Below are 26,896 nucleotides of genomic sequence, written 5' to 3'. Positions count from 1 at the left end.
AGGAGGAGGAGGCGCGGCGGGAGGCGGCGGCAGCAGCGCTCGACAGTCGGCGCGGCGATCGGCGACGGGCGGGCGGCAGCAGCGGCCACGTGGTCGGCGGTCGGCAACGGCTGGCGGCGGCAGCGGTCGGCTGTTGTCGGTGATCAGCGGCGGGAGTCGGCGACAGCGGCGGCTGGCGGCTGGCGGCTGGCGGCTGGCGGCTGGCGGCTGGCGGCTGGCGGCTGGCGGCGCGATTGTCGCGGTGTTCCGCTCGCGGGAGTCGACCGCTCAGGTCCACCCCCGCGCCGCCCTACTCCGCGAGCCGTTTGAACAAGTGCACATCCTCATGCCCGCCGGGAATCCCCAACGTCCGCCCCGTCTCCACGAACCCGTGCCGCCGGTAGAACCCCGGCGCCTGAAAAGTGAAGGAGGACACCGAGATCCGGTCGCAGCCGCGGCGGCGTGCCTCGGCCTCGGCGGCCTGCACCAGGCGGCTGCCCCAGCCGTCCTGGCGGCTGTCCGCGCGTACCCACACCAGGTCGATTCCGGCCAGGGCGCCCCAGGTCCAGGCGACCAGGCCCGCGACCAGGTCACCCTTGTCGTCGGTGACTCGAACCGTGAACTCGGTTCGTTCGGCGTTGCCGGTGGCGGTGTTGTTGAACGCGATCAGTTCCTCGGTCAGCCGCTGTTCCAGGGCGGCGTCGGCGGGGCCGGTGGTGAGGGTGTGCGGCGGGGTGGTCATGGTGCGGAGTGTGGCAGCCGGGGCCGGCCGGGGGCTGGGGATTTCCGGGGTTGGCGATCTTGGGGCGGACACTGTGGCATCCGTGCCGGGGGTGCGCTTGGCGAGGTCACCCGCTTGGGCGGGGGGTTGCCCGGATCGGATGATCAACTCTTGCCGCGGGTCTGGTGGCGTGTTCGGATTCCGCCGCAGCAGTGCAGGAACGTCGATAGGAGAAAGCTCATGCGTCGTCGTCTCGCCCAGGTCGCCGCCACCGGTTTGGTCGTCGCCGGACTGTTCGGAGCAGGTGCCGGTACCGCACTGGCCACCGAACGGGACAGCCACGACGGCGGCCCCTCGGTCTCGGCGAGCCTGTCCCCGATCGGCGCCAACGTCGACCTGAGCCCGCTGACGTTGGACCTCAACGACAACGACCTGGACATCAGCCTGTCCGAGGGCGTGCACGGCACCCTGCTGGGCATCCGAATCGACATCGACCTCTGAGTCACCCGACCGTCGCGGCCCCGTCCGGCGGGGCCGCGGTGGTCAGCGGTAGATCATCCGGTGCAGGCCGCCGATCATTGTGGCGTACACCTCGCCGGTGATTCCGTTGCGGGCCAAGGCCGCGCGGGCCGCGTTGGCGCCGGGACCGCCGTGCACCGCGCCGCCAGGGTGGGCGCCGGCACCGGCCAGGTACAGGCGATCGATCGGGGTGTCGGCGCGGCCAAGGCCGGGCAGGGGACGGAAGACCAACTGCTGGCTCAGGGCCGTGGTGCCCGCGCTGACGCCGCCCTCGACCAGGCTGGCGTTGCGGCCCTGGAGATCGGGCGGGGACTGCACCGCGCGGCCCAGGATCATCGAGCGGAAGCCGGGTGCGTGCCGTTCCAGCAGGGATTCGGCCAGGTCGGTGTAGCGGTGCAGGCGGTCCGGGGTCCAGTCCAGGCCGCGGGGCACATGGAAGTAGGCCCAGACCGCCTCGGTGCCCGCCGGGGAACGGCTGGGGTCGGCGGTGGTCATCTGTCCCAGCAGGACGAACGGGTGCACGGGTTCTGTGCCGCAGGCCAGGTCGGTGGCGAAGCGGCTGATGCCGTTGAGGTCCGCGCCCAGGTGCACCACCGCGGCGCCGTGGGCCTCCGGGGTCAGCCAGGGGATCGGGCCGGACAGCGCCCAGTTGATCTTGACGGTGGCGTCGTCGTAGGTGAAGTGGGACAGGTCCCGCACCAGGCGGGCGGGTAGCCGGTCCAGGCCGACCAGGTCGCGGTAGAGCGGGATCGGGTGCACGTCGGCGAGCACCGCCTTGCGGGCCCGGTAGCGCTCGCCGGTCACGTCCTCGACGCCGACCGCGATCCCCCTGGCGGTCAGCACCCTGGCCACCCTCCGTCCACAGTGGACTCCGCCACCGCGTTCGGCGAGCCGGGCCACCAGTGCCGCGGTCAGCGCCCCCGCGCCACCGGCCGGGACCGGGAACCCGACCTCCTGGGCGAGCATGCTCAGCAGCCAGCCGAACACCGCGCTGCCCGCGCCGTCGGGGCTGAGGTCGGTGTGCATCGCGTTGCCCGCGAACAGCACCCGCGCGCCCTCCCCCGCGAACCGCTCGCCGGTGAAGCCACGCACCGAGGACAGGCCGAGCCGGGCGAACCGCAGGCCGTCGGCCGCACCCAGGGCCCGGCCCAGCGCGAGGGCCGGGCGGACCGGCGGGAAGGGGCGCAGGATCGCGTCGATGAGGCTGTCCCGGACCCGTTGCCACAGCTCGTACTCGGCCAGCCAGGCGTCACCGTCGGCCGCGGCGAAGGTGCTGACCGAGGCGGCGGTGTCGGCGAGGGTGGCGCCGAGGCGGACGCCGCGCTGGTCGGGCAGGACGTGTGCGAGCGGGTGCGGGGCGTGCCGCCAGCGCAGGCCGTGCCGGGCCAGGTCCAGGCCGGCCAGGATCGGGGAGGCGACGCCGAAGGGGTAGCAGGAGGAGAACAGGTCGTTGTGGAAGCCGGGGGCGGTGATCTCGGCCGTGCGCACCGAGCCGCCGGGGGTGTCCTCGGCCTCCAGGACCAGGACGTCCCAGCCCGCGTCGGCCAGCAGGTTCGCCGCGACCAGGCCGTTCGGGCCGGAGCCGATGACGATCGCGTCCACCTCGGGCACCGCCATGCCGAACCCCTTTCCCCGCCCGGTCCGACGGTAGCCGACTCGCGGCGGGGGTGGGGGGCGCCGGGCCTGCGAGGGGATGGGGGGCGGGGCTGCCGGGGGCGGAGGTGGGGGCAGGGGGCACCGGGGCCCGCGAAGGGGCAAGGGGCGGGGCTGGCCGGGGGTGGGGGTTGGGGGCTCCGGTTTTTTTTGGGGAGGGGGGGGAGGAGGGGAGGAAAGGAGGGAGAGAGGTGGGGCGTCCGGCCGTCGGCCGGGCGGGGCGACGGGGGCGAGGGCGGAGGCGTCGGAGGTCGAGGGCGGGCGTCGAGGGCGGGCATCGGGCGACGGGGGTCGGGGGTCGGGGGTCGGGCGACGAGGACGGAGGCATCGGGGGTCGAGTGGCGAGAGCGGGGGCACGGGCGGGGGCGGGGGCGGGGGCGGGGGCGACGAGAGCAGGGGCCTCGGCGTGCCAGCCCGCCATCCGCGACGTCTTGCCCTAACCTGGCCGCCGTGAGCGTCGCGACCGCCAAACGGCGCAAGTGGACCTACTTCATCACCCCCCTCGGCGTACTGCTCGCGGTCGCCGTCGGCATCCTCGCCTACTACCACGAGCGCGATACCCGCGAAGGCTTCTACGAGATCGGGGACACCGGCCAGGCCGAGCGGATCGATCTGGGGGTGGTCGTGCAGCGGGTGGACGCGCCCGCGCGGGAGCTGGTGTTGCAGGTGCTGGTGTCGCCGCATGGGGCGGTTCGGGATGGTGGGGATGAGCGGGCCGCAGCCAAGGATCTCGTGGTGGACAGCTCCTCGGTGGCGGCGGTTCCGCTGCGGTTCCGGGCGGGTGAGCGGATCTCGGCCAAGGAGCTGCGGGTTCCCCTGGATGACGGGGTGGTTTCCGACTTCCCGTTCGACCGTTACCGGACCCAGCTCTACTTCGAGGTCACCGCGGGCGGCACGCACGTGCCCACCACGATGAACTACGCCGACCACGACCCGTTCTTCCTCTCCCGGGTCACCGGCGGGGATGCCGCGGACGGGGAGGTGCGGGCGGATCTGCTGATCAAGCGCTCGCGCAGCACCTTCATCCTGGCCTGGTTCCAGGTGATCGTGATGTGGGCGCTGGCGTTGTCGGTGCTGGCTGGGGCGTTGCACATCGTCCGGCGCCGGCTGGGGCTGGTGTGGCCGGCACTGGGGTGGATGGCGGCCACGTTGTTCGCGCTGGTGGGGTTCCGCAACGCCGCCCCTGGGCTGCCGCCGATCGGGTCGATGATCGACTACTGCGCGTTCTTCTGGGCCGAGGCGGTGATCACCCTGGCGCTGGTCATGGTGGTGGTCAAGGGCATCCGGTTGAAGCAGAAGGCACCGGCATAGGATCGGGCGGTGGCCTTGCATCCTGTTGTCCGGCTGGGACTGTGGCTGGCGCAGCGGGTGCGGATGCCGGAGATGACCTCCCTCGATGACTACCGGGACTGGGACGCGCGGTCCTACCGGGTGATCCACCGGCTGATGGCCCGGCCGCCGCGGCCCGCCCGGCTGCTCGCCCGGCGGATCCCGGTGCCCGGTGGCGAGATCCTGCTGCGGATCTATCTGCCGCACGGGTCCGGACCGTTCCCGGCGCACGTGTTCGCGCACGGCGGGGCGTTCTGGATGGGCTCGATCGAGGACACCGATCCGTTGTGCCGCTGGTACTGCGCGCACGCGGGGTGCGTGATCGTGTCGGTGGCCTACCGGCTCGCGCCCGAGCACCCGTACCCGACACCGGTTGAGGACGTGTACGCGGCTTTCCGGTGGACCCGGGAACACGCCGCACAACTGGGCGTGGACCCGGCGCGGGTGTCCATTGGCGGGGTGTCGGCGGGGGCGGGGCTGGCGGCCGCGGCCACGCTGATGGCGCGGGATCGCGGGACTCCCTTGCCGGTTGCCCAGGTGCTGGAGATCCCGTTCCTGGACACCACGTTGGGCACCGCGGTGGACACCGGGGTGGGACTGTCCACTGTGTACCTGCGGGAGGCCGCAGGCCTCTACACCGGCGGCGGCGAGCACGCCTTGGCCGAGTACGCCTCCCCCGGGCTGGCCGCCGACCTCGCCGGGCTGCCGCCGACGCTGGTGCTCACCTGCGAGTACGACACCCTGCGCGGCAGCGGAACCGCCTACGTCGAGCGGCTGCGCGCGGCCGGGGTCGCGGTGGAGTGGTTCGACCTGCCTGGGCACATCCACGGCTCCAGTTACCTGACCCGGCTGCTGCCCTCGTCCAGGCGTTATGTCGACACGGTCGTCCACTGGCTGCGTACCGGCCGGTAACGGATGGCAGGATGCCGGGTGTGAGCCTGGGTGTGGATGGGGAGCGGGCCGAGGCGCCGGAGGTCTCGCCCGTACTGGCCCGTACGGTGCTGGCGTTGTGCCTGGTCGTGGCCGGGATCGCGGCGGCGCTGGCCGGGACGGCGCTGGTGCCGCTGGTGGAGGTGCCCGGACTGCCGACGCCCTGGGCGCTGGTGACCTTCGGGTTGCCGGTGGTGCGGGTGCTCCTGGACATCGCCGCGGTGGCCACCGTCGGGCTGAGCCTGCTGCCCAAGCTGGTCGGCATCGACGACCCCGAGCACACCGACGGCGTGCTGTCCGCGGCCCGCCGGTTCACCGTGTGGACCGCGGCGGTGTGGCTGGTGTGCGCGCTGGCCTCGGTGGTGTTGCAGGCCACCGACCTTTCCCCCGGCACCGCGCCCACCCCAGGACTGGTCTACGACTACGTGCTGCTGGTCGGGGCGGGCAAGGGACTGCTGGTCAGCGCGGGGTGCGCACTGGCCTGCGTGCTGATCGGGCGGTTGGCGGTGCGGCACGGCGAGGCGGTGCCCGCCGAGTTGCGGATCTTCGTCGCGGTGTTCGGCATCCTGCTGCTGCCGCTGACCGGGCACGCCTCCAACTGGAAGTGGCACGACGTCAGCATGGTCTCGATGGAGCTGCACGTGATGGGCGCGGCGATCTGGACCGGCGGGCTCGCGGTGATCGCCACCCTGCTGCTCGGCCACGGCGAACTCCTCGCCCGCGCGCTGCCCAAGTTCTCCAAGCTGGCCACCGTCGCCCTGTTCCTGGTCGGCGCGACCGGGCTGTTCAACGGCCTGGTCGAACTCCAGCTCACCCCCGGCGGCGGCCTGCCCGGCGCGCTGTTCACCAGCGTCTACGGGCAGCTCATCGTGGCCAAGACGGTGTTCCTGGTGGTGCTGGCCGGACTCGGCGCGCACATCAGGTTCCGGCTGCTGCCCCGGATCGCCCGCCGGGAGCGCACCGCGCTGTTCGGCTGGGCGAGTCTGGAGGTCGGCGTGATGGGCCTGGCCTACGGGATCGCGGTCGTGCTCACCAGGGCCCCGGTGATCAGCTAGCCGGCCAGGGGCTGCGCGCGGGCAGCACGTGCCAGCCCCGCCGCTGGTGCAGCCAGACCACCGCCGACCAGCTCGCGGCGAGCAGGATCGCGGCTGGCACCGCCGAGCCGTAGTCCACCGGCGGCGCGACCAGCACGAAGCCCTGCAGCGCGACCGCGCCGTAGCCGAGGCCGATGGCCAGCACCGAACCGATCGGGGCCCGCGCCCACTCCGGCACCGGCAGCAGGAAGGCCAGGTCCACGCCGAGCGCGGCCAGCACGAAGAAGAACGGCACCGCCGAGGGCGGGAAGTCGATCCCGGCCAGCAGCGGCCACAGCACCGCGCGGAAGCCCACGTACCCGGCCGCGATCAGCGTCGCGGTCCACCGGCGGCCGACCATCGCCCTGGCCATGGCCAGCACCAGCAGTGCCGCGGTGCAGGCCCACACCGGGTACACCCAGTCCGGCACCGGCAGCGAGAAGGCCACCAGGGAGTCCCGGTCCACGCTCGGCTTGCCGATCTGGTCGGCGGCGAACTGCAGCAGGATCGGCTCGGCGTAGGGCGAACCGCGGTCCCAGGCCGCCACCGAGAGCACGCCGTACTCCTGGTGCTGGTTGGGGAACCACACGTTCTCCAGGAAGAACAGCCACAGCAGGCCCAGCACCACCGGCCGGGCCCGGTTCTCCGGGGCGTCGACCCACCAGGCCCGGATCGCGCCGGCGATCATCACCGCGGTGCCCAGGTAGAGCAGCGCGTGCGAGACGCTCCATGAGGTGATGTCCAGGCCGTTGACCCGGTGGTTGATCAGGTCCAGCGGCACCGCGGTGAAGAAGATGCCGGCGCCCCACTGCATCAGGCGCAGGCCGAGCCGGTCGGTGCCGTAGCCGGTGTAGCCGTGGAAGAGCACCAGGGCGACCACGATCGCGTTGCCGGTGATGTTGATCAGGTGCGGCGGCGCGAGGTCGTCGCGCAGCCACTTGAAGTGCCAGGACACATCCCAGGACGCGCCGAGGACCTTGAGGAACAACGCGACGAGCCAGAGCCGGAACAGACCGCTCAGCAGCTCCGGCGGGGTCTCCCGGCCCGGAGCCCCTCTGGTCCAGTAGCGCTGCGCCAGATCCGCCAGTCGGCTTCTTGCCCCCGTGCTCATTCTCCGGATGATGCACCTCAACCCGCCGCTCGCGCGGAAAAAGCGGCAATTTCGACACTCGTGTCGGACTGTTCTCAGCGGATCGCAACCGATCCGTGATGAGCGTGATCGTGGTCACGGAAGGAGAAACCCCCGTGGGGGAGCCTGAGAACCGAACAACCGTCGGGCATCGGGGAAGGCGGCCTTCGATCGGCACTTTCTGGGGGCTCCTCGAGCCAGCCGAGCGTGCCGCGATGCGTTCGGCCGGTACCCGGCGGCGGTTCTCACCCGGTGCGGTGATCTGGAGCCAGGGCGAGCCGTCCCAGCACGTCTTCGTGGTGCTGGAAGGGCGTATCCGGGTCAGCACCGGCTCGGTGGCCGGGCGGGAGGCCGTGCTGGCGATCTGCGGACCCGGCGAGATCGTCGGGGAGTTGTCCGCGGTCGACGGCCGGACCCGCTCGGCCAACGTGGCCGCGGTGGACCAGGTCGAGGTGCTGGTGGTGCCCGCGGCCCGGCTGGACCGGCTGTGCGAGGAGCACCCCAGGGTGGCCTGGGCGATGCTGAAGGTGGTGGCCGACCGGTTGCGCCAGTCCGACCGGCGGCGCAGCGAGTACGTGGACGGTTCGGTCACCCACCGCACGGTGGCGTTGCTGCTGGACCTGGCCGAGCAGTACGGGCGCCCGGTGGCCGCCGGGGTGGAGATCGCGTTGTCGATCAGCCAGCAGCAGCTCGCCGACACCGTGTCGGTGTCCAGGGAGTCCCTGGCCAGGGTGCTGCGCGAGCTGCGGGACCGGCGGCTGGTGGACACCGGCAGGCAGCGGATCACCGTGCTGGACCTGCCCGGGTTGCGGGCGCTGGCCGCCGAGTCGGCGTGAGCTGGCGGACATCCCTGGAGTTGTGTGTCAGGTGACGCAATGGACCTGCGGAAACGGGTTTACACCTGTGCCCTGGAGAGTTCACCCGGGGAAGGGGTCAGCGTCATGAGTCAGCAGGAACAGGTTCGTCCGGACCAGTCGACGGTGAGCAGCCGACTGGTCATCACGTTGCTGTACACCGCGGTCCAGGTGTGGGCGCTGGTGCTGGTGGTCAACCGGTTCCCGGCCGAGGGTCTCCTCCAGCTCGCGCTGGCGGTGGCCCTGGCCGGGACGGTGTTGTCGGTGCTCAACGCCTGGGAAGAGGTGTTGCTCAGTTCTCGGCGGGGTTCCCGGCAGGACCGCTGAAGGCATGAGTGCGTTCCCTGCCGTCGGCGGTGTCGCCGAAGAGCCGGGCGTCCGCGTCGTCCGCGGGCGCCGGCTCGTCCCGGCCGCCACCGGGGCGGGCCTGCTCGACCCGCAGCCGGGGCAGCGCGTCGGCGTGCTGTTCGCGCAGCCAGCGGGCCAGGTCCTCGCGGACCAGGCAGCGCAGGTCCCACAGGCTGCCCGCGTCCGCGGCGCTGACCAGGGCCCGCACCCGGAGGAGGGTGTTGATCGCCTGGGTCACCTGGAGCACGCACACCCGGCCGTCCCACAGCTCACTGGCCTCCAGTGCCCGGCGCAGTTCGGCGCGCATCGCCTCCACCGGCACCGCGAAGTCCACGTCCAGCTCGACCGTGCCGAGCAGCCGGGATTCGCGGCGGGTCCAGTTCTCGAAGGGCTTGGCCATGAAGTAGGAGGTGGGCAGGATGAGCCGCCGGTCGTCCCACAGGTGCACCACCACGTAGGTCAGGGTGATGTCCTCGATCCGGCCCCATTCCTGTTCCACCACCACGACGTCCTCGATCCGGATCGCGTCGCTGAAGGCGATCTGCACCCCGGCGAAGACGTTGCCCAGCAGGGACTGCGCGGCCAGCGCGGAGATCGCGCCGATCACACCGGCGGAGGCGAGCAGGCTGGTGCCGGCGGCGCGGGCGCCGGGGAAGGTCATCAGCATCGCGCCGATGGTGAGCACCGCGATCACCGCCACCGCGACCCGGCGGATCAGGGTGATCTGGGTGTGCATCCGGCGGGCCTGCCGGTTGTCCGCCCGGTCCAGCCGGATCCGGGCCAGGGAGGCGTCCTCGAAGACCAGCACCAGCGCGATCACCAGCCAGGCGCCCGCGCCGATCAGTGCAAGGCCGAGGCCGTGCAGCACCGGTTCGCGCCAGCCGCCGCCGGGCGCGCCCAGCAGCAGGGACAGTTGCAGCGCGAACAGCACGGCCAGCACCTGGGCAGGCCGGTAGCCGCGGCGGGCCAGACTGGCCAGTACCCTGACGCGCCTGCCGAGCCGACGGATCAGCCGGTGCAGCAGGTACACGCCCAGGATCGCGGCGGCGACCGCGGCCAGCGCGCCCACGCCGAGCAGCAGGTACCAGGGCACGATGCTCCTTTCGTTGTGGGACAACGTCTCCCTGTGCGTTACCCGGACCGGCGGCATCACACACCGTGATCCGCCGCACGGTCGCCTGAGCGGGCGGAAACCGGTGCCCCTTGGTACCGGGATGACGATTTCCCGAGCTGCCCTGCTGTGCTGGATCCCGGCACGCACGAGGGAGTCCGACATGCGCAGAGCGAGAATCCTGTTGGTGCTACTGGCCTTGCTGGCCACGGTCAGCCCCGCGGCGCAGGCCGCGCCCGCCGTGCTGGCCTGGCAGCAGCCCTGGCCGGTTGGCGGGGTGGCCAGTCACCGGCCGTCGGTGGCCGCCTGCGGTGGCGGCACCTACCTGCTGTGGCGGGAACCGAGCGGACGGCTCGGCTTCGCCACCTGGGACCAGATGCGCCGCTGGCTGCCCAGGGCGCTGACCGTGACCACCCCGGAGGTGCCCACGCTGGCCTGCGACAACGGGGTGCTCACCATCCTGTGGCAGGACACCGCGACCCCGCCGAGGATCCAGGCCATCCGCAGCACCACCGCGGGCCAGACCTGGTCGCCGCCGCAACCGGTCGGCCCGCCCGGCGCCGGGGTCGGCCTGGCCGCCTCCGGCGGACCGAGCACCGGCGGTACGCACCCGTTCTACCTGGCCTGGCGGGGTGTGGGCGCGGACAGTCAGCTCTACGTGGCGGCCAGGGTGGGGGCGACCTGGCAGCCCGCGCGGGCGGTGCCGGGGGTGAGCAGCGAGGCGCCGCCGGACATCGACGCGTTCAGCGACCGGGTGCTGCTGACCTACCTTGGCGCGCAGGGTTCGGTGCGGATGAGCGCCGCGGGGCTGACGCCGATCGCCTGGGGGCCGTTCCCGAATCCGTGGGTTGGGCTGAGCACGCACACCCCGACCGCGACCCCGGCCCAGTCCAGCGGTGGGTTCCTGGCGCCGTTCGTGGTGTGGAAGGGCAGTGGCACGGACACCCGGCTGCACTACACGGCCAGGATCGGCACCGCCTGGCAGCCGTTGACCACGCTCACCGGCGCGGCCACCGATGTGGATCCGGCCACCGCGCCCGCGGTCTCCGGCGGGTCGGCGCTGTGGCGCGGGGTGGTGCTGGTGTGGCGGAATCCGGGCAGCGGACAGCTGATGTCCAGCTTCGGGCACTAGCGGCTGACGGTTGGCCCGCTGATCGCGGTGGGGGTGCGGTAGACGTGCATTCACTGTCGGGGTAACGACCCACCTCCCCTGCGCGACATGGTCGTGCGCACCACACGAACGCCGAGCGGGGGATCAACTTCATGGCCATCCAGCAGGCGATCGGCAATCCGGACGAATTCCGATGACCGACGCCAGCGACATCGACAAGGCGGAATATGACAGCCTCAGAGCGGAAAGCCTCTTCCACCAGACCAACGCGAGTGCGATTTTCGGCCTGAACCTGGTGGGCATGGGCGTGGGCATCACCGCCTCCAGCAAGATCGATGCCGCGCTGCTGGTACTCGCGGTGATCTCGTGCGTCCTCTGGCTCCGCTACTGCGACCATCTCATGGCCGTCTTTCGCATCGCGGCCTACCTGAACAGACACCTGCGGCCACGCCTAGTCGCCGGGCTCGGTGAACCCGTTCTCGATTGGGAGAACTTCCTGCGGTCCGCCGGGTCCGACGACAGGACTCGAATGCCGCGGCTTCCGTCAGCCGATTCCCGCATCGGATTCATCGTCGCCTCGCTGGGATTCATGCTGCCACCACCATTGCTGTGCGCGACCTTTCTCACGCAGAGGTGGAGCAGCGAGCAGGGCACCGCCTGGACTCCACTTGTGCTCGCCACCTCCCTCGCGGTGTTGATGTGGATGTACTCGATGGGACGCGGCTATCAGGTGATGCGCTGGATCCGCGCGACAGACCGCTGGATAAGCGGATCGCCTTAGGCATGTCCTCAAACGGACTGGCCCTGGCCGAGGCTGTCCAGGACCGCGCGGACGAAGGCGTGCAGCAGCGGGTCCGCGCGCTCCCGCGGCCAGGCCAGCGCGATCCGCAGTGGGTCGATGTCGGTGATGGGCAGCCAGGTCAGCTCGGGGTGGGTGTAGAAGCGGGCCATCGACTCCGGACTGATGCAGATCGCGGCGCCGGTGGCCACGCCCTCCAGCATCTCCTCCACGTTGTCGTTCTCCGGTCCCCAGCGGGGTGTGGAGCCGTCGGGGCGGGGGTTGACCGCCCACCAGTCGACCCAGGCGGACGGGGCGCGGCGGGTCCACATGACCGGGTCCTCGCGCAGGTCGCCGATGGTGACGGAATCCTTGTCCGCCAACGGGTGGGTGCGGGCCAGGGCGGCCCAGCGGGCTTCGGTGGCGACCGGTTCGACGTGCAGGCCGGTGGTGTCGGCGGGCAGCCACAGGAAGGCGATGTCCACCGCGCCCTCGCGCAGGGCCTGGGGTTCGCCGCCCCAGTCCAGGCGTTTGGGTTCGATCTTGCCGGGATGTCGTTGGGACAGCAGGGTTCTGGCCTGCCGGGCCAGTGGGCCCCAGCCGGTGGCGACGAAGCCGACCCGGAGTGCGCCGCGTTCGGCCGCGGCGGCCGAGCGGACCAGGCGCTGGGTGTGCTCCCACTCGGTGAGGTGGGTGCGGGCGGCGGCCAGTAGCGCGGTGCCCGCGGCGGTGAGGCGGACCTCGGTGCTGCTGCGCTGGAACAACTCGACGTCCAGGCGGGATTCGAGTTGCCGGATCTGGCGGCTCAGCGACGGTTGGGCGAGGTAGAGCGTCTTGGCCGCGGCGGTGAAGCTGAGGTGTTCGGCGACCGCGATGAAGTAGCGCAGCAGCCGGGTGTCCACGTCAGCCATGCCCGAACGGTATGGGCACGGGTATTGGACCGCGGTGAAGCCCGCGCGGTTGCCTGGGGTCATGACAGAGCGAATGGTGAGCCGGGCCAACCTGTTGCGGGCCGGGGGCGCGGGGCTGGCGGCGGCCGCGTTGCTGGGCGGGACGGCGCAGGCGGGTGGCCGGGACCATCCCAACGTGGCCTTGATCCGCCGCTACTACGCCGCCTACGCCAAGGGTGATCTCCGGGCGCTGCGGGAGTTCTTCGCGCCGGAGATCCGCTGGACCATCCCCGGCCACCACCCGCTGTCCGGCACCAAGGTCGGGGTGCGGGAGGTGCTGGCCTTCTTCGCCGAGCTGGGCCGGGCCGGGTTCCGTGCCGAGGTGTTGTTCCTCGGCGCGGACGGCGACTGGGTGGTGGACCTGCACCGCGGCTGGAGCACCAGCCCGCCGGGACTGGACATCACCTGGGTGCTGGCCTACCGGATCCAGCGCGGCAAGATCGTCGAGGCGATCAACTTCGCCGCCGACCAGCACGCCGCGGACGCCTTCTTCTGGCAGCGCTACCCCCTGGCGCCACTGCCGGACCGCCTGCTCAGAACGCGGTGATACTCGCCGGTGCGCGCTCGGCTCGGGTGAGCGCGCGCAGCACCGCGGGCGCGCCGTGCCGGCGCAGGGCCAGGCGGCTGAGCAGGTCCACCACCGCCTCGACCGCGGCGGGCGGGAAGTCCGGGGTGGGCACGCCGAGGCTGACCGCCAGGTCGTCGCTGTGCACGGTCAGCTCCATCATGCGGGTGAGGAGCATGTCCTCCAGGGTCAGCGACCACGGTCCCCAGAACTGGATGCGCACCGTGCGCTCCGGGGTCTCCGGCAGCGTCTCGGTCAGGGTGGCGATGGCCGCGTCCACCGTGTCGGCCAGCGCGGCCGGTCCGTCGGCGGCGGCTTCCTCACCGCTGTCCCGGATGCGCACGTTGAGTTCGTGGTCCAGGTCGGCGTCCACCCAGGCCACCCGGCTGTAGTGCTCCGGCAGCGAGATGGGCAGCTCGGGCGGGATGGGCCCGGCCAGGATCGTGGGCAGCGCGGTGACCTGGAAGGCCAGGTGACCGGCCAGTCCGGCCACCGAGAACTCCGGCAGCGCGCTCGGCTTGTCCCAGGACCCGGCCAGCGCCGGGTGCCGCAACAACCGCGCGGCCACCCGTGCGGTGGCCAGGAAGTCGGACCGGGTGGTCGGCAACGGGTTCCCCTCTCCCAGGCAATTCCCAGGGAACGCCCAGCGCGCTCCCACATCCGGCTTCGAGCATGCCAGCCATGACGAGGTCTCGGCGTGCCCTGGTGTTGAACCTAGCCCTGGGCGCGGTACTGGTCGCGGCCGCGGTGGCCGCGTACTTCGCGCTGCGCCCCGCCACCGCGGCCGGCACCCCGCAGAGCCGGACGGTGGCGGCGGGCAAGGCGACGGTGACCGCCACGGTGACCGCGGCCGGGTCGGTGCAGAGCGCGAACACGGTGGGCGCCAACTTCGGCACCACCGGCACGGTCAAGCAGATCCTGGTCAAGGTCGGCGCGAAGGTGACCAAGGGCCAGGCCCTGGCAAAGCTGGACACGGTGCCGTTGCAGGCCAAGGTGGATGAGGCGAACGCGAACCTGGACGCCGCCCAGCAGAGCCTGACCGCCGCCCAGACCACCACGAATCCCAACGGCCCCGACCCGGCCACGGTGGCCCAGCGCCGCAGCCAGCTCACCCAGGCCAGAACCGCGGTGACCGAGGCGAAGACCAACCTGACCGCGGCCACCCTCACCGCGCCCTCGGACGGCACGGTCATCTCGATCTCCGGCACGGTCGGCGCGCAGGCGGGCACCGGCGGGACCGGCGGCGGCGCGAGCAGCGGATCCGGCGGCACCGGGAGCGGCAGCACCGCCGCGAACACCAGTAGTGCCACCGGGTTCGTGGTGCTGTCGGACCTGAGCGACTTCCAGGTGCGGGCCACCATCGCCGAGATCGACGTGGCCAAGGTCAAACCCGACCAGCTCGCCAGCGTCACCGTGAACGCGTTGCCGGACCAGCAGTTCGCGGCCAAGGTCACCCAGGTCGACCTGACACCGTCGAGCACCGGGAACGTGGTGCAGTACGGGGCCACCCTGGTCCTGGACGGAGCCCCCGACGGGTTGAAGCCGGGGCAGTCGGCGAGTGTGCGGATCGTGGTGGCGCGGGCGGAGAACGCGCTGTCCGTGCCGACCTTCACCGTGCAGGGCTCCGGCGCGACCAGCCGGGTCACCGTCCTGGCGAACGGGCAGCCGGTGACCAGGACGGTGCAGGTCGGGATCAAGGGCGAGGCGCTGACCGAGATCACCGGCGGACTCACCGAGGGCGACCAGGTGGTGGTGCCCACCGCGCAGGGCACCACGCAGCAGGGCGGCGCGGGCGGATTCGGCGGTGGCCGGGGCGGCGGCGTGGCACCCGGCGGCGGAGCCGGTGGCGGTGCGGGCGGGGCTGGAGCCGGTGGTGGCGCGGGTGCCGGGACGGGTGCCCGGTGACCACTGTGGACAGTCCGCCGGTGATCCAGATCAACCGGCTCACCAAGACCTACGGCGCGGGCGCGACCGCGGTGGCCGCGTTGCGCGGGGTCGACCTGACCGTGCGCCGCGGCGACTACCTGGCCATCATGGGCGCCTCCGGCTCCGGCAAGTCGACCATGCTGAACATCCTGGGCTGCCTGGACATCCCCACCGCCGGGCGCTACCGCCTGGACGGCATCGACATCGGCGCGTTCACCGAGGCCCAGCTGGCCCTGCTGCGCAACCGGCGGATCGGCTTCGTCTTCCAGTCCTTCCACCTGGTCCCCCGGGTCTCCGCACTGTCCAATGTGGAGCTTCCGATGATCTACGCCGGACTGGGCCGCAAACACCGCAGGGAACGTGCCATGGCCGCCCTGGAACTGGTCGGGTTGCAGGACCGCGGGCACCACCTGCCCACCGAACTCTCCGGCGGCCAGCAGCAACGGGTCGCGGTGGCCAGGGCACTGGTCAACGCGCCCGCCCTGCTGCTGGCCGATGAACCCACCGGCAACCTGGACAGCCAGAGCAGCGCCGAACTGCTCGGCGTGCTGGACCGGCTCAACGCGCTCGGCCGCACCATCGTGATCATCACCCACGAGGACGAGGTGGCCGCGCACGCGAACCGGGTGATCCGCCTGGTGGACGGGCGGATCGTGGCCGACACCGGGAGCCGTCGATGAGCCTGTGGGAGATCCTGCGGGTCGCGGTCCGCGGGCTGCTGGCCAACAAACTCCGCTCGGTGCTGACCACCATGGGCATCACCATCGGGGTGGCCGCGGTGATCCTGCTGACCGCGGTGGGCAACGGGGCCTCGGCCGCGGTGGAACGCAGCATCGCCGGGCTTGGCACCAACCTGCTCACCGTCTCCCCCGCCCGCGGCACCGCCCGCCCGCTCACCACCCTGGACGCGGAAGCCTTGGCGGACAAGCTGATCGCACCCGACGTCGGCGCGGTGGCACCGATCGTCACCGCGCAGGCCACCGCCACCTACCGCGGGGTGAGCCAGCAGGTCGGGCAGCTCATCGGCACCCGGCCCGGCTACTTCGAGATCACCAACTCCCCGATCGGCTCCGGCGCGGCCTTCACCGAGGCCGATGTGACCGAGGCGCGCAAGGTGGTGGTGATCGGCCAGACCGTGGCCCAGGAGGTCTTCGGCGGCACCGACCCGCTCGGCTTGTCCTTGCAGTTGAACAACATTCCCTTCACCGTGGTCGGCGTGCTGGCACCCAAGGGCGCCACCGGGTTGCAGAACGCCGACGACACGGTGATCGCGCCGCTGAGCACCACCCAGTACGCGCTGTCCGGGGTCGGCTCGCTCAACCAGATCGTGGTCCAGGCATCCTCGGCCGACACCCTGTCCGCGGCGCAGGCGCAGGTCACCGCGGTGCTGAACCAGCGACACGGCATCACCGGTGACGCGGTCTCGGACTTCCGGATCGCCAACCAGCAGCAGCTGCTCACCGCGCGCACCCAGACCACCGAGACCTTCACCGTGCTGCTGGCCGCGGTGGCCGCGTTGTCGTTGCTGGTGGGCGGGATCGGCATCACCAACATCATGCTGGTCACGGTCACCGAGCGGATCAGGGAGATCGGCATCCGCAAGGCCATCGGCGCGCCCCGGCTGGCCATCTCCGGGCAGTTCGTCATCGAGGCCACCGTGCTGAGCATGGTCGGCGGCGGGCTGGGCGCGCTGATCGGCGTGCTCGCCGCCCAGTTCACCATCGCCGGGATCCAGCCGGTGGTGCAGCCCTCCGCGGTGGCCCTCGCCTTCGGCGTGTCCGTCCTCATCGGACTGTTCTTCGGCAGCTACCCGGCCGCCAGGGCCGCCCGGCTGCGCCCCATCGAAGCCCTGCGCCACGAATGAACCCCAAGGAGATTTTCCCCATGAGCACCCCCGACCCCGAACAGGTGCTGGCCACCCCCGTGGACGACAAGGATCTCGGCGAGCAGCTCACCGAGGCGGGCAAGGGCCCGTCGAAGCTGACCATCGGACTGGCCGCCGCCGCGCTGACCGCGGTCGCCTTCGCCGGTGGCCTGTGGGCCGCCACCGCCTTCGGTTCCGACTCGGCCAGCGCCGCGCCCGGTCAGCGCGGCGGTGCGGGCGGTGTCCGGCCCAGCGGCGCACCCCAGGCACCCGGCGGTCAGGGCCCCGGCGGCGCCCGCGGTGGCGCGGTCGGCACCGTGGACCGGATCGAGGGCGACACGCTCTACCTCAAGGGCGCCAACGGAACCGAGGTCAAGGTCAAGCTCGGCACGGACACCACCGTGCACCTCACCCAGCCCGGCAAGGTCAGCGATCTGGCCCCCGGCGACTCGGTGACGGTGACCGGTGAGCGGGCCGCGGACGGGTCGGTGACCGCCCGTCAGGTCACAGAGCAGCCCCCGCGCTGACCCCGCTGAACGCCTCGGCCGGGCGGGGCAGCCCGAGTTGCCTGCCCTGACCGGCGTCCACCCCGATCGCGGTCAGCCAGTCCAGTTTGGCCCGGCTGTCCACCCCGGAGGCGATCACCTTGAACCCGACCTGGTGCGCCAGTTCGGTCAGCGTGGCCACCGCGCGGGCCACCGGCGAACCCGGATCGGGGTCCTCACCGAGGCGGTCCACCAGCGCCCGGTCGAAGCGCGCGGCGTAGATGGGCAGGTCGGGCAGCCGGACGAAATCGGTGACATCGCGGCCGAACTCGTCCAGCCCGACCACCACGCCCATGTCGGTGAGCACCCGCAGGTTGTCGGCGGCGTCGCTGTCCTCCCTGGCCACCGTGCGCAGCGGCAGCCGCAACCGCAGCCGCTGCGGTGGCAGTCCGGCCTCGGCCAGTGCCTTGCGCACGGTGTCCACCAGGTCCGGGTCCTGGGACTGGTACGGGGTCAGGGTGGCCAGCACGATCGGCGGCTCGCCCTCGCTCGGCCGCCATTCCGCGGCGTCCCGGCAGGCCCGCTTGAGCACCCAGCGGCCCAGCGCCAGGATCAGCCCGGTGCTCTCGGCCAGCTCGACGCAGCGGTCGTGCGGCAGCGGTCCCAACTCCGGATGCGCCCACTCCACCAGCACCTCGGTGGCGATCAGCTCCCCGCCGCCGAGCCAGCGGATCGGCTCGTAGCGCAGGCTGAACTCGCCGTTCTCCACCGCGCCCGGCATGGACGCGGCCAGCTTGAACCGGGCCCGGTCGCGGGCCTCCCGCGCCGGGTCGAACAGGCCCCACTGCGCCTTCCCGCTGGCCTTGACCCGGTGCAACGTCAGGTCGGCCTGGCGCAGCAGCTCGGCGGCCACCATGCCCTTGGCCGGGCGCTGCACGATGCCGATGCTGGCCGAGACCGCCACCCCGTAACCGTCCAGGTAGGTGGGTTCGGCCAGTTCCTCGTTGATCCGGGCGGCCAGCGCGGCCACGTCCGGCGGGGTCGGCGAATCCTCGATCAGGATGGCGAACTCGTCGCTGCCGAACCGGGCGACCATGGCGTTGTACCCGGTCACCGCGGCCCGCAGCCGCTGCGCGGTGGTCTTGAGCAGCTCGTCGCCGATGTGGTGGCCCAGCCCGTCGTTGATCACGGTGAAGCTGTCCAGGTCCAGGTGGCAGAGGGTGATGATCTGCCCCTCCTCGACCCGGCCGAGCACGCTCTGCAGCCGCGAGTGCAGGTACTGCCGGTTGGGCAGGCCGGTGAGCTGGTCGTGCAGGGTCTGGTGGCTGAACCGGCCCTGCAGCAGGTGCAGGTTGGTCAGGTCCTCGACCATGGTGACGTGCCCGTTGGGCCTGCCGTCGGCGTCGTGCAGCAGGGAGACGGCCAGGTAGGCGAACACGCTGTCCGCCTCCTTGCTGACCAGCCGGGTGCGGCAGCGGAACCGGTCCACCGGCTCGTCCACCAGGTGCCGGTAGAGCACCGCGAGATCGGCGGTCTCCTCCGGCGCGAACAGGTCGGGCACGGTCAGGAAGCCCAGTTCGCCGCCGGTGTAGCCGAGGATCTCGGTGAAGGCCTGGTTGACCTCGATGAAGTTGCCGTCCAGATCGCTGATCGCGATGCCCATCGCGGAGGCGGTGAACAGCTCGCGGAACCGGCTCTCGCTGACCCGCAGCTCCCGTTCGGCGTCGCGTTTGGCGTGCAGCAGGGCCTTTTTCAGCTCCTCCTGCTGGTTGAAGGTCAACTGCCGGACCCCTTCGGTGTACCCGGCGGCGAACTCGGCGAGCAACGCGGTGACCCGCTCCTCATCCGGCGCGTCCCGGTGCTCGCTCAGCTCGCGGCGGCACCCCGCGCCGAGGATCTCGATGCTGCGGCGTAAGGCCAGCCTGCTGGTGATGTTGCCAACGACGAGCTGGGCGCCCGCGCGGCCGGCCGGACGGGCGTCGAACGGGTCGGCGAGGACCAGGTCGAGCAGTTCGTCGACCAGGTCGAGCAGCTGCAGCTCGAGTTGTTCCCTTGACAGCGGGACATAGGCGGCCGTGCCGACCGCCGCAGCCCACTGCCGGGCCAGCTCGGTGCGACCCGTGGCGCTCAATCCCACCTCTCCTGGCAGCGTGCACCAGAGGCCCGGCTGTGTCGACAATGGCAATACTCACCAGAGCCAGGCAATTACCGCCCGTAGCATATCGCGTTCGCGCACGATCACGACACGCCAGCACCCGCCGTCCCTCCATCGAGTCTGGCCGGTTCAGCCGCCTGGCCGCCCCACCTGACCTGGTTCTCGGCCTGGCAGCACCCGGTTCGGGTCGGCCAGGCGGTGCTCTCCGTCGCGGACGGTGTCGCTGTAGGCCAGATTCCCTGCCCCGTCGTGCACCACGATCGGCGCGGCGTGGGTGACCCCGGCCGCGTCGGTGTAGGAGCCGGTCCGCACCGCCTCGCGCACGTACCCGGCGAGCTGGTCGACCGGGGCGTCCGGGTGCCGGAGCCCGATGGTCCGGCCGACATCGTTGTTGTGCAGGTCCATCGCCTCCCGGGTGGCCGGGGTGCCGGGTCCGCGTTCGTGCGCGATGCCGAGGTCCCTGGTCCACTCGTCGCCGATCTCCCTGGCCAGCCTGGCGTTGAGGTAGACGTGCCGGAACGCGTCCCGGTGCCCGTCGCCCAGGCCGGTCGGATCGGTGAACTCCTTCTCCGATCGCTTCTCCACCTCCAGGGTGATCGCGCCCGCGCGGATCTGGTCGGCGAGGGTGAGCCGTTCGAGCACCGCCACCTCGCTGGGCAGCAGGTCCCGCGGCTCGACGTGCAGGCTCAGCGGGAAGCCCGGCCACTTCACCTTGGGGTTCGGATCGTCGAGGACCTGGTAGTCGCGGAGAACCTCATCCAGCGGCCTGCGCTCGTCCAGCGGCTGGATGGGGGTGAGCGCGTTCGACGCGATGGTGCTCGCCATCGCGTCCTGGTGGCTGTTGATCGTGGTGGCCAGGGTGCTGACGAAGAACTGCCGCAACGGCACGCCGAGCCAGCCGGGCAGCTGCGCGAGACTGCCGTAGAGCGGGATGTTCGCCTCGATCGTCGCGGCGATGTCGGTCTTGGTCCGGCCGACGGCCTCGGCGAAGTGCGCGGTCTTGCCGGACAGCTCACCCATCCCGGCGCTGACCTCCTCGAGTCGCCGCGTCTGTCCCAGCTTGGTGCCGAACTGCTGACCCGCCTGGTCCGGCCAGACCGAGTGCACGTCCGCTCCCGTGGTCCGGAACCCGGTGACGGTCTTGTCCATGCCGGTGCCCGCGCCCGCCCACTCCTGCGCGAGCCTGCCCATCGCGACCTCGTCGGTGTCCGGCCATCCGGTGTGCGCCTTGACCCGCGACCACAGTCCGTGGGTGTCGGCCGGTTCAGCGATCGCCATCCCGGCCTCCCCCAGCCTGGGCGAACCGGCGGGCGGCGTCCTGGTCCGCTCCCGCGTAGTCCTGCGCCGACCGCGTTCCGGTGCCGGCGCACGCGGCGCAGATCGACGACATCACCGCAGCCGACTGCCGCAGTGGTTCCCCGGCCTCCCGGTAGTTCGGCAGGAACGCGGCCGCGAGCCGGTCACCGCCGATCCCCGATTCGTGCGAGTCGATGTTCCCCTGCTGTTTTCCCCACCCGTCGGCGAATTCCCGGCCCACCTCGGTGAGCCGGGTCATCACGTCGGTCAGCAGCATGTTCAGGTGCGCTTCGCTCACCACGTCCTCCTGAGCATCTCGTCGAGTTCGGCGGCGACCCTGGCGCGCGCCTGGCAGGCGGCCTCCCGGACCGTGCCGGTGATGTCCGCGGCCAGCCGGGCGGAGTCGGAGCGCCGGTAGATCCGCTGGTCCAGCCACAGGTCCAGGAGTTCACCGCGGGCGCTGACGGTGGCGGTGATCAGGCCGTCGGCGGAGTCGGCCGCTGCTGTGACGGTGTCGCTCAGCTCGCGCAGGGCGAGCAGCATCCGCCGCCACTCGCGAAGGTCCGGGCCGGCGCCGATGACCGGGAAGGGGTGGGCCACGTCCTCACCCCGCGCCCAGTCGGCGGTCGAGTTCGCGCAGCACCGGTCCGAACAGCGGGTCCGCCAGCGCCGGATCGGCGTCCGGGGGCACCGGTCCGGTGGCCGCCCGGCGGGCCGCGGCGGTCGCGGCGCGCGCGGTGGCCAGGATGGTGGCGGCCAGCGCGGCGGCGTCCTTGGTGCGCTGGTGGCGTGGGTCCAGCCACAGCTCGTGCAGATCGCCGCACGGACCGACGGTGACTTCGACCAGGCCGTCCGGCGACTCGGTGGTGGTCATGGCGACCAGCGTGGAACTCCCCGTCCTGGTGCGGGGCGGGGTGACAGGAAGCGGTCAGCCGTTCAGCTCCGCCAGCAGCAGGCCGCTGCGTGGTTTGGGGGTGAAGTAGGTGCTCTTGCGCGGCATCCGGCGGCCGTCCGCGTGCACGGCGAGGACATCGTCGAGGGGCACCGGCGCGATCAGCAGCTCGATATCGCCTGCCTCGCGCGGCGCGGGACGGCGGCCGCCGGGCACGGCCAGCACCCTCGGCCCGGCCGGGTCCAGGCCGAGCGCGGCGGCGATCAGGGTCTCCTCCACCGCGCTGTGATCGATGCGCGGCAACGGTTCCCCGGCCGCGGGCGGCGGCAGCTCGACCCGCACCGCGCAACCCTCGGCGCGGGCCAGCACACTGCCCTGACGGGGTTCGTCGCCCGGCTCGGCCTCGTGCACGGTGAGTCCGTACGCCCGCCAGGCGTCGGCGACCTGGGCGAGGGTGAGCCCAGTACCGGCGAGGACGCGGTGGATCGGGCCGACCCGCAGCAGTGGTCCGGCGGTGATCAGGGCGAGCAGGCCACCCAGCCCGGCGGTCTCGGCGGCGGCGACCCGGTGGTTGCCGTCGGCCACCAGCAGCGGATGCCGCCCGGCCAGGGCGAGTAGCTCGTCGCGCTGGGGGCCGGGGCCCATCAGCCACAGGCGATGCCGGTTGCCGAGTACGTCCACAATGGACACCGCGGGTGCGCCGAGCCCGGCGACGGTGGCGCGCAGCGAGGTGGTGAGTTCCGCGCCGCCGGAGACCGGGACGAGCAGCGCGGAGCTGGTGAGGCAGCCGAGTTCGGCCAGCACCGCGGCGCGTTCGGCCACGATGTCCGGGTAGACCTCCTCGGTGCGCCGGACCGAGCGGCCGTGTGCCGGGTCCACCGCGGCCGGGTCGGCCAGGCAGAGCAGGCCGAGGGTGCTGCCGTCGGGACCGTCCACCTGGTAGGGCGCGACCACGTCGGCGACCCGGCGGTAGGACTCGCGTTGCAGGCGGCGCAGGCGGTCCCGGGCGTCCGGGAGCAACTGGCTCAGGCCGCGGCGGTGCGCGAGGGAGTCCGGGGTGCGGTGCGGATGCTGCACGGCGAGCAGGGTCACCCGGCCGGCGGACTGGGCCGACAGCGCGGCCCTGACCTGGCGCGGATCGGTGAACTCGTCCACGTCGGGTCCCGGCACGGCCTCCCGCACCACCCACGCCGTTTCCAGTGCTCGCAGCATCCCGCCACCGTCCCACCCGGTGAAAAAATGGTCAATCAGACCCAGGTAGCGGTGTCGCAACTGTCACAGTCGTTACCGGGGAAGGTAATCTAGCTGGGTATGGGGGTTGTTTTCGGACAGCACCGGCCAGGACGGGGAGCCAGCGCGGCGGAGAACCCGCAGCTCCCCGGACTCGGCATGGCCAGCGGCACCCTCGCCGAACTGCGCGCCGGCGCCGACGGCGAGGCCGCGCTGCACGCCCCGCAGCGGATCGACTTCCACCTGATCGCCCTGGTCACCGCGGGTTCCGGCACGCACACGGTGGACTTCGTGCCGCACGAGTGCCGCCCCGGCACGCTGCTGTGGGTGCGGCCGGGCCAGGTGCAGCAGTTCACCGCGGACACCGGGCTGCAGGCCGCGCTGGTGTTCTTCGCCCCGGCCTTCCCGCCCCGGCTGCGCGCCGCGGACTACCTGCTGACCCGGCGCGGCGGCCCGGTGCGCTGGCAGCTGCGCGGGGCCGAGCTGGCCGCGATCACCGCGAACCTGGAACTGCTGGCCGCGGACTACCAGCGCACCGACACCGGCGACTACACCGCGTGGACCGAACTGCTCCGGCACCTGCTGGCCACCCTGCTGCTGCGGATCGCCCAGCTGCCCCGGCCGAGTGAGACCGAGCGGAACGGGAACAATCCCACCTTCGCCCAGTTCCAGCGCGAACTCGAACGCTTCTTCGCCCAGACCAGGCAGGTCGAGGACTACGCGGACCGGCTCGGCTGCTCCAGCAAGACCCTCACCAGGGCCTGCCGCTCGGCCACCGGCCAGGCCGCCAAACAGCTGATCGACGCCAGGGTGGCCCTGGAGGCCAAACGTCTGCTCGCCTACACCAACCTGCCGGTGGCCAACATCAGCCGCAGGCTCGGGTTCAGCGAGCCGACCAACTTCGGCAAGTTCTTCCAGCGCGAGACCGGCCAGTCCCCCTCGACCTTCCGGGCCGGGCTGCTGCGTTAGCGCCACATCCGGCGACTTCCGCCCGGTCCGGCTAGGGTCGGCCGATGCGCAGCCAGGAGTCCGGTGGGTGGTGTCATGGCGCTTGACGAGGTCGAGCTGGCCACCCTGAACGTGCCCGATGATCCGCGGACGCGGGCCCGGCTCGCCGAACTCACCCACCCGGGTGGTGTGGAGCTGCAGCCGGCGGAGACCTACGAGGCCCGCGACCCGAGCGGGTTCGTCATCGTCACGGTCGACAAGTCCGCGAAGGTCACCAACGTCCGGATCCGGCCTAGGTGGACCGAGCACATCCGCCCGGAGGCCTTCCCCGCCGCGCTCTACAACACCTATGTGACCGCGCTCCAGCGGGCGCTCGCCGTGGAGCTGGCCCACCGTCCGAAGACCCCGCCACCTGCCCCGGCCCCGGATCCCGACCTCCTGGACCCGGCCGAGCTGTCCGTGGAGGAGTTCCTGTCCAGGACCCGGGCCCGGCTCGACGCCATCAACGAGCGGTACGACGAGATCCGGCGCCGACAGCAGGCCCCGCCTGCGGAGGTCCACGACGTCCGCAGCCCGCTGGGCTACCTCACGCTGCGCATGCGCGGCGGCGGCCCACTGGCGCTCAACGGCGACCCGCACGCCCTGGACAACTCCTCCGAGGAGGTGCTGGGCGAGGACGCGCGGCAGCTGTTCGTGCGGGCGGGCCTCGGCGTGGCGGGCGAGGCCCGGCCGACCCCGGAGCGGAAGCCGCGCGGCAGCTCCGGCCAGGCCGATGACGAGTACTTCTCGGAGTTCAACGTGTTGAAGGACGAGGACTGAGGATGACCGACAACTACAAGGTGGTCACCGAATCCCTGCGGACAGAGGCCAAGCTCTGGCAGCAGAAGGCGGACAAGACCCAGCCGATCGTGCAAGCCGTCAAGGAGACCTACCTGGGCTGGACCTCGTTCTTCGTCGGCGACCTCGCCATCTTCCCCGGGATCGCCAACGCCCAGATCCAGGCCAGGCAGTACGCGGAGTTCCGCGACTTCATGGAGCAGGTGCTCCAGGGCGCGGTCACCGAGTTCAACCAGATCGATGTCGCACTGCGGCGGATCGCCGACGAGTACGACCGCACCGAGAGCGTCAACGAGATCGACATCGGCAAGTTCTACAAGGCCTAGGGTGTGGTGATCAACATGTCCGTTTCCACCGACATGGTCAACGAGTTCAACAATCACTTCCACGGCCTTGAGACCAAGGTGAACGACTGCAGCAAGAAGTACAACGAGGCGGTCGACAACATCAACGACTGGCGGTTCCTGCTCGGTCCGGCGATGCTGCTCATCAAGCCCGCGATGGACGAGATCCGGGAACACCTGGCCAAGGTGCGCCAGCTGGTGCGGACCGCGCTCGCGCACCACACTCCCGTGGTGTCGCTGATCGTCCAGTCCTTCAACTGGGTGGAGAAGGTCCAGGGTCCGGTGAACGGGCTCGCCCACCAGAAGACCGACCTGGCCTACCACTGGGAGGGCAAGGCGGCGGCGAAGTACCAGGACAAGGTCACGGCGCAGAACGAGGCGATCAAGGCCTACTCGGCCAAGTCCGACAGCGTCAGCAAGTGGCTGATGGAGATCGCCACGCACAACGTCCAGTACATGACCAAACTCGCCGAGATCGCCACCAACTTCCTTGGTGAGCTGGTCGCGGTCGCGATCGAGGCGGCCACGGTGGTCGAGATCCCGTTCGCCGTGGACAAGCTCGCGGGCGCGATCGGCCAGCTCGTCACCGGCGTGCTGAACAACATGGTGGGCATCGTCGAGCGGTTCGTCGCGGCGATGGCCAAGGTCAGGGACATCATGAGCCTGATGACCGACACCGCGCTGCCCGGCAAGGCCTGGCCGCAGGCCATCGAGGGCTGACCCGCACCCACCCGAGAAGGAGCCATGGGCCACAACTCCCACCGCGCCTGGCCCCGGCCGGTCCTCGGCCTGGTGGCCGCGGCGACGGCGCTGCTCAGCGGCTGCGTCAGCCCCACCGGCACGCCGACGCCCACGGCAGGCCCGGTCAGCACGTCGGCCACCCCGGTCCCGGCCGCGCTGAAGTACACCTTCGCGCGGCTGCCCGGCTGCGTGGCGATCCAGGAGGCGGTGCGCGGACTGCCGCGCGGTACCCGCGAGGAGAACTCGACCGGGGGCAACTCGCCCGATCGCAGCTGCACCTTCCGTGGCGCGAACGGCGACCAGTCCTGGGTGGACCTCAACATCCGGGTCTGGGAGTCCTCGGAGAACGCCACCGGGCCCCAGCCAGGGAGCAAGCGCGCCAAGGACGACTTCGACCGCAACGCCACGCCGCGCGATGAGCAGGCGAGCGGTCTGGCTATCGGGGCGGCGGCCCGCTGGCTGGATCCCGACAGCAGCAAGATCGGCTGCCGGCTGGAGATCCTGGACGAGAACGCGGTGCTGAGCGTTTTCCACGTCTCCGGCAAGAACGATCCGGTGCGTGGCGAGCAGTGCCGGGGGCGGGCGGCCGACCTGGCCAAGCAGCTCCACTCCGCCGTGCAGCCGCGTTAGGGCAACCTAATTCGATGTCACCAATGCGACACCGGCAGATACATGACGAAGAATCCGAGGAACAGTCCCAGGATCGCCCACCGGCGCGGCGCGTTGCTGCGATTGAGAAACGAGACCGCGGCGGTCACGAATAGCGCGGCGCCAGCGGAGAGCCCCAGCAGGGCCACGGTGAAGTAGGGCGCGGGCCACGGCTCGGCCAGGTGGTTGGCGGCCAGCGCGAACCGGGCGGTCTTGTACAGCGGGAAGGCCAGGCTGCCCCCGGCCGCGGCCCAGGCCAGCAGCAACATCAGCCCGTCCGGCATGGTGTAGCGCCAGGACCGGACGGTGGCCAGGATCAGGATGCCGGAGATCGCGCGCAGCACCGAGTCGGCCAGCACCGCGGCCAGCATGGGTTCGGCGATGTAGTCGCCGCTGAGCACATGACCGGCGATGTCCAGGAACACCCACACCACATAGGTGACCACCCAGATCGCGGCCGCGTACGCCGGCCAGACGGGT

31 protein-coding genes are annotated in these 26,896 nt (G+C 71.7%); 18 read left to right on the top strand and 13 right to left on the bottom strand.

Annotation, left to right across the window (positions count from 1 at the left end; genetic code table 11):
• Nucleotides 1–289 precede the first annotated feature (289 nt).
• A complete protein-coding gene (locus tag HNR67_RS20410) occupies nucleotides 290–721 on the bottom strand; it encodes a GNAT family N-acetyltransferase (RefSeq protein ID WP_185003837.1) in 432 nt (143 codons plus the stop codon).
• A 219-nt stretch (nucleotides 722–940) separates the two neighbouring features.
• Here HNR67_RS20410 and HNR67_RS20405 point away from each other — a divergent pair, with 219 nt between their 5' ends.
• On the top strand, nucleotides 941–1,201 hold the full coding sequence (locus HNR67_RS20405) for a hypothetical protein (protein ID WP_185003836.1): 261 nt from the start codon (nucleotides 941–943) through the stop codon (nucleotides 1,199–1,201).
• Between the two features lie 42 nt (nucleotides 1,202–1,243).
• Here the strand turns inward: HNR67_RS20405 and HNR67_RS20400 are convergent, their stop codons facing one another.
• Nucleotides 1,244–2,836: a phytoene desaturase family protein gene (locus HNR67_RS20400; protein WP_185003835.1), complete on the bottom strand. Its 1,593-nt coding sequence runs from the start codon at nucleotides 2,834–2,836 to the stop codon at nucleotides 1,244–1,246.
• A gap of 486 nt (nucleotides 2,837–3,322) precedes the next feature.
• Here HNR67_RS20400 and HNR67_RS20395 point away from each other — a divergent pair, with 486 nt between their 5' ends.
• From HNR67_RS20395 to HNR67_RS20385, 3 genes are read left to right on the top strand one after another with little or no spacing between them, the layout of a single operon-like run.
• On the top strand, nucleotides 3,323–4,183 hold the full coding sequence (locus tag HNR67_RS20395) for a DUF4436 family protein (RefSeq protein ID WP_185003834.1): 861 nt from the start codon (nucleotides 3,323–3,325) through the stop codon (nucleotides 4,181–4,183).
• A gap of 9 nt (nucleotides 4,184–4,192) precedes the next feature.
• Nucleotides 4,193–5,113, top strand: coding sequence for an alpha/beta hydrolase (locus HNR67_RS20390; RefSeq protein WP_185003833.1), 921 nt, complete (start codon nucleotides 4,193–4,195; stop codon nucleotides 5,111–5,113).
• 20 nt (nucleotides 5,114–5,133) lie between these two features.
• Nucleotides 5,134–6,186, top strand: coding sequence for a copper resistance D family protein (locus HNR67_RS20385; protein ID WP_312987693.1), 1,053 nt, complete (start codon nucleotides 5,134–5,136; stop codon nucleotides 6,184–6,186).
• Here HNR67_RS20385 and HNR67_RS20380 read toward each other — a convergent pair.
• On the bottom strand, nucleotides 6,179–7,315 hold the full coding sequence (locus HNR67_RS20380) for a hypothetical protein (RefSeq protein ID WP_185003831.1): 1,137 nt from the start codon (nucleotides 7,313–7,315) through the stop codon (nucleotides 6,179–6,181). The two genes, HNR67_RS20385 and HNR67_RS20380, sit on opposite strands and share 8 nt — an antisense overlap.
• 233 nt (nucleotides 7,316–7,548) lie before the next feature.
• Here HNR67_RS20380 and HNR67_RS20375 point away from each other — a divergent pair, with 233 nt between their 5' ends.
• Nucleotides 7,549–8,169 carry a Crp/Fnr family transcriptional regulator gene (locus tag HNR67_RS20375; RefSeq protein ID WP_185003830.1) on the top strand — a complete coding sequence of 207 codons (621 nt, stop codon included), beginning with the start codon at nucleotides 7,549–7,551 and terminating at the stop codon, nucleotides 8,167–8,169.
• A 105-nt stretch (nucleotides 8,170–8,274) separates the two neighbouring features.
• Nucleotides 8,275–8,514, top strand: a complete 240-nt coding sequence (locus HNR67_RS20370; RefSeq protein ID WP_185003829.1) for a hypothetical protein — start codon at nucleotides 8,275–8,277, stop codon at nucleotides 8,512–8,514.
• Here HNR67_RS20370 and HNR67_RS20365 read toward each other — a convergent pair.
• On the bottom strand, nucleotides 8,480–9,628 hold the full coding sequence (locus tag HNR67_RS20365) for a mechanosensitive ion channel family protein (protein WP_312987691.1): 1,149 nt from the start codon (nucleotides 9,626–9,628) through the stop codon (nucleotides 8,480–8,482). The genes HNR67_RS20370 and HNR67_RS20365 overlap by 35 nt on opposite strands.
• Nucleotides 9,629–9,809: 181 nt before the next feature.
• On the opposite strand from HNR67_RS20365, the gene HNR67_RS20360 reads away from it, so the two are divergent.
• Complete coding sequence (locus HNR67_RS20360; protein WP_185003827.1) at nucleotides 9,810–10,778, top strand: hypothetical protein; 969 nt, start codon at nucleotides 9,810–9,812, stop codon at nucleotides 10,776–10,778.
• Nucleotides 10,779–10,950: 172 nt separating this feature from the next.
• Complete coding sequence (locus tag HNR67_RS20355; RefSeq protein WP_185003826.1) at nucleotides 10,951–11,538, top strand: hypothetical protein; 588 nt, start codon at nucleotides 10,951–10,953, stop codon at nucleotides 11,536–11,538.
• An 8-nt stretch (nucleotides 11,539–11,546) separates the two neighbouring features.
• On the opposite strand, the gene HNR67_RS20350 is transcribed toward HNR67_RS20355, so the two are convergent.
• Nucleotides 11,547–12,446, bottom strand: coding sequence for a LysR family transcriptional regulator (locus HNR67_RS20350; protein ID WP_221489985.1), 900 nt, complete (start codon nucleotides 12,444–12,446; stop codon nucleotides 11,547–11,549).
• Between the two features lie 61 nt (nucleotides 12,447–12,507).
• On the opposite strand from HNR67_RS20350, the gene HNR67_RS20345 reads away from it, so the two are divergent.
• Nucleotides 12,508–13,032, top strand: coding sequence for a nuclear transport factor 2 family protein (locus tag HNR67_RS20345; RefSeq protein ID WP_185003825.1), 525 nt, complete (start codon nucleotides 12,508–12,510; stop codon nucleotides 13,030–13,032).
• Here HNR67_RS20345 and HNR67_RS20340 read toward each other — a convergent pair.
• Entirely contained in the window at nucleotides 13,019–13,657 is a 639-nt protein-coding gene (locus tag HNR67_RS20340) for a maleylpyruvate isomerase N-terminal domain-containing protein (RefSeq protein WP_185003824.1), read from the bottom strand. The genes HNR67_RS20345 and HNR67_RS20340 overlap by 14 nt on opposite strands.
• Nucleotides 13,658–13,731: 74 nt before the next feature.
• Between HNR67_RS20340 and HNR67_RS20335 the strand changes: the two genes are divergently transcribed.
• Genes HNR67_RS20335 through HNR67_RS20320 form a run of 4 tightly spaced genes read left to right on the top strand, consistent with a single transcriptional unit; the run spans nucleotide 13,732 to nucleotide 17,367 of the window.
• Nucleotides 13,732–14,955 (top strand): efflux RND transporter periplasmic adaptor subunit, encoded by a 1,224-nt coding sequence (locus HNR67_RS20335; protein ID WP_185003823.1) that lies wholly within the window; start codon nucleotides 13,732–13,734, stop codon nucleotides 14,953–14,955.
• Entirely contained in the window at nucleotides 14,952–15,656 is a 705-nt protein-coding gene (locus HNR67_RS20330; protein ID WP_312987686.1) for an ABC transporter ATP-binding protein, read from the top strand. The genes HNR67_RS20335 and HNR67_RS20330 overlap by 4 nt, the downstream gene beginning before the upstream one ends.
• Nucleotides 15,653–16,840 (top strand): ABC transporter permease, encoded by a 1,188-nt coding sequence (locus HNR67_RS20325; RefSeq protein WP_185003822.1) that lies wholly within the window; start codon nucleotides 15,653–15,655, stop codon nucleotides 16,838–16,840. Before HNR67_RS20330 ends, HNR67_RS20325 begins: the two co-directional genes overlap by 4 nt.
• Before the next feature lie 20 nt (nucleotides 16,841–16,860).
• A complete protein-coding gene (locus tag HNR67_RS20320; protein ID WP_185003821.1) occupies nucleotides 16,861–17,367 on the top strand; it encodes a DUF5666 domain-containing protein in 507 nt (168 codons plus the stop codon).
• On the opposite strand, the gene HNR67_RS20315 is transcribed toward HNR67_RS20320, so the two are convergent.
• The 6 genes from HNR67_RS20315 to HNR67_RS20290 form a co-directional block, all read right to left on the bottom strand.
• Nucleotides 17,345–19,456: a putative bifunctional diguanylate cyclase/phosphodiesterase gene (locus HNR67_RS20315; protein ID WP_185003820.1), complete on the bottom strand. Its 2,112-nt coding sequence runs from the start codon at nucleotides 19,454–19,456 to the stop codon at nucleotides 17,345–17,347. The genes HNR67_RS20320 and HNR67_RS20315 overlap by 23 nt on opposite strands.
• 153 nt (nucleotides 19,457–19,609) lie before the next feature.
• The gene (locus HNR67_RS20310; RefSeq protein WP_185003819.1) at nucleotides 19,610–20,758 is read right to left on the bottom strand and encodes a WXG100-like domain-containing protein; all 1,149 of its coding nucleotides are present in this window, start codon (nucleotides 20,756–20,758) and stop codon (nucleotides 19,610–19,612) included.
• On the bottom strand, nucleotides 20,745–21,074 hold the full coding sequence (locus HNR67_RS20305; RefSeq protein WP_185003818.1) for a hypothetical protein: 330 nt from the start codon (nucleotides 21,072–21,074) through the stop codon (nucleotides 20,745–20,747). The genes HNR67_RS20310 and HNR67_RS20305 overlap by 14 nt, the downstream gene beginning before the upstream one ends.
• Complete coding sequence (locus tag HNR67_RS20300) at nucleotides 21,071–21,376, bottom strand: YbaB/EbfC family nucleoid-associated protein (protein ID WP_312987683.1); 306 nt, start codon at nucleotides 21,374–21,376, stop codon at nucleotides 21,071–21,073. Before HNR67_RS20300 ends, HNR67_RS20305 begins: the two co-directional genes overlap by 4 nt.
• A gap of 4 nt (nucleotides 21,377–21,380) precedes the next feature.
• Entirely contained in the window at nucleotides 21,381–21,650 is a 270-nt protein-coding gene (locus HNR67_RS20295) for a YbaB/EbfC family nucleoid-associated protein (protein WP_185003817.1), read from the bottom strand.
• Nucleotides 21,651–21,704: 54 nt separating this feature from the next.
• Nucleotides 21,705–22,880, bottom strand: a complete 1,176-nt coding sequence (locus HNR67_RS20290; RefSeq protein WP_185003816.1) for a DUF1015 family protein — start codon at nucleotides 22,878–22,880, stop codon at nucleotides 21,705–21,707.
• Between the two features lie 99 nt (nucleotides 22,881–22,979).
• Here HNR67_RS20290 and HNR67_RS20285 point away from each other — a divergent pair, with 99 nt between their 5' ends.
• The 5 genes from HNR67_RS20285 to HNR67_RS20265 all read left to right on the top strand — a co-directional run bounded on the left by HNR67_RS20285 (nucleotide 22,980) and on the right by HNR67_RS20265 (nucleotide 26,398).
• Complete coding sequence (locus tag HNR67_RS20285) at nucleotides 22,980–23,867, top strand: AraC family transcriptional regulator (protein ID WP_185003815.1); 888 nt, start codon at nucleotides 22,980–22,982, stop codon at nucleotides 23,865–23,867.
• Nucleotides 23,868–23,942: 75 nt separating this feature from the next.
• On the top strand, nucleotides 23,943–24,665 hold the full coding sequence (locus tag HNR67_RS20280) for a hypothetical protein (RefSeq protein WP_185003814.1): 723 nt from the start codon (nucleotides 23,943–23,945) through the stop codon (nucleotides 24,663–24,665).
• 2 nt (nucleotides 24,666–24,667) lie between these two features.
• Nucleotides 24,668–25,009, top strand: coding sequence for a hypothetical protein (locus HNR67_RS20275; RefSeq protein WP_185003813.1), 342 nt, complete (start codon nucleotides 24,668–24,670; stop codon nucleotides 25,007–25,009).
• 15 nt (nucleotides 25,010–25,024) lie between these two features.
• Entirely contained in the window at nucleotides 25,025–25,747 is a 723-nt protein-coding gene (locus HNR67_RS20270; RefSeq protein WP_185003812.1) for a hypothetical protein, read from the top strand.
• A gap of 24 nt (nucleotides 25,748–25,771) precedes the next feature.
• Nucleotides 25,772–26,398, top strand: coding sequence for a hypothetical protein (locus HNR67_RS20265; RefSeq protein ID WP_185003811.1), 627 nt, complete (start codon nucleotides 25,772–25,774; stop codon nucleotides 26,396–26,398).
• 17 nt (nucleotides 26,399–26,415) lie between these two features.
• On the opposite strand, the gene HNR67_RS20260 is transcribed toward HNR67_RS20265, so the two are convergent.
• Nucleotides 26,416–26,862 (bottom strand): hypothetical protein, encoded by a 447-nt coding sequence (locus HNR67_RS20260; RefSeq protein WP_185003810.1) that lies wholly within the window; start codon nucleotides 26,860–26,862, stop codon nucleotides 26,416–26,418.
• Nucleotides 26,863–26,896 lie beyond the last annotated feature (34 nt).

It is taken from the genome of Crossiella cryophila (genome assembly GCF_014204915.1).
GTDB classification, from domain to species: domain Bacteria; phylum Actinomycetota; class Actinomycetes; order Mycobacteriales; family Pseudonocardiaceae; genus Crossiella; species Crossiella cryophila.
This window is presented reverse-complemented; position numbering and strand designations above follow the sequence as displayed.